Below are 1167 nucleotides of genomic sequence, written 5' to 3' on the forward strand. Positions count from 1 at the left end.
TGCTCAACCCCGAGCCGGCCGTCTTCATTCCGGGCAAATACGACGACAACGGCAAGTGGATGGACGGTTGGGAGACCCGACGCAAGCGTGTGAACGGCTACGACTGGTGCATCGTCAAACTCGCGCGCGCGGGCGTGCTGTTCGGCGTCGATCTCGACACCAGCCACTTCACCGGCAACTTCCCGCCTGCGGCGTCGCTCGAGGGCTGCTACAGCCCGCACGGCGCACCGTCCGAGAGCGCCGAGTGGTTCGAACTGCTGCCCTCGACCACCTTGCAGGGCAATGCGCACCACTACCACGCCATCACCGAGCCGCGCGCCGCGACCCACGTACGCGTGAACCTTTACCCCGACGGCGGTCTGGCCCGTCTGCGCCTGTACGGTATGCCGCAGAGCGACTGGGCGGGGCGTTCGCGCGACGAACTGATCGACCTCATCGCCATGGAAAACGGCGGCTACGTCGTGGCGGCCAACAACCAGCACTTCGGCTTGGCCTCCAGCCTGTTGATGCCTGGCCGTGGCGTGAACATGGGTGACGGGTGGGAGACACGCCGGCGTCGGGAGCCGGGCAACGACTGGGCCATCATCGCGCTGGCGCAGCCCGGCGAGATTGGCAAAATCGAAGTCGACACGGCGCACTTCAAGGGCAACTTCCCCGACCGCTGCTCCATTCAGGCGGCATACGTCACCGGCGGCACCGAGCAGTCCCTCATCACCCAGTCCATGTTCTGGCCCGTGTTGTTGCCGGAGCAGAAGCTCGCGATGGACAAACAGTTCTATTTCGAAGCGCAGATTCAGAAGTTGGGGGCGATCACCCACATCCGCTTCAACATCATTCCGGACGGTGGCGTGTCGCGACTGCGGCTGTGGGGCCGTTTGAGCGACAAGACGGCGTAATCAGCAAAACCCCTCTCGCGGCCAGCGCGGGAGGGCGCAATAAACAGAGAGAGAAGATAAAGGGAGCATGACATGGCGGGTTCGGCGTTGAAGATCGAGCGGTTGACGCGAGAGGCGTTTGCACCGTTTGGCGACGTGATCGAATTGGCGGGGGCGAAGCATTTCGCGATCAATGGTGGGACGACCGAGCGGTTTCACGATCTGGCGACAGTCGATTTGGGTCCGGAGGGTGGCCGCACGTTGGTCAACGTATTCCGGGGTCAGCCCAGAG

The 1167-nt window shown here is 63.7% G+C and carries 2 protein-coding genes; both read left to right on the top strand.

Annotation, left to right across the window (positions count from 1 at the left end):
• Positions 1-896: allantoicase (gene alc, locus ACIPHM_RS24595; protein ID WP_400334314.1), on the top strand; the 896-nt coding region annotated here is incomplete at its 5' end.
• Positions 897-968: 72 nt separating this feature from the next.
• A partial coding sequence (locus ACIPHM_RS24600) for an ureidoglycolate lyase (protein WP_400334317.1) occupies positions 969-1167 on the top strand: 199 nt, incomplete at its 3' end.

The sequence above is a fragment of the Pandoraea sp. NPDC087047 genome, assembly GCF_044745225.1.
Taxonomy (GTDB): domain Bacteria; phylum Pseudomonadota; class Gammaproteobacteria; order Burkholderiales; family Burkholderiaceae; genus Pandoraea.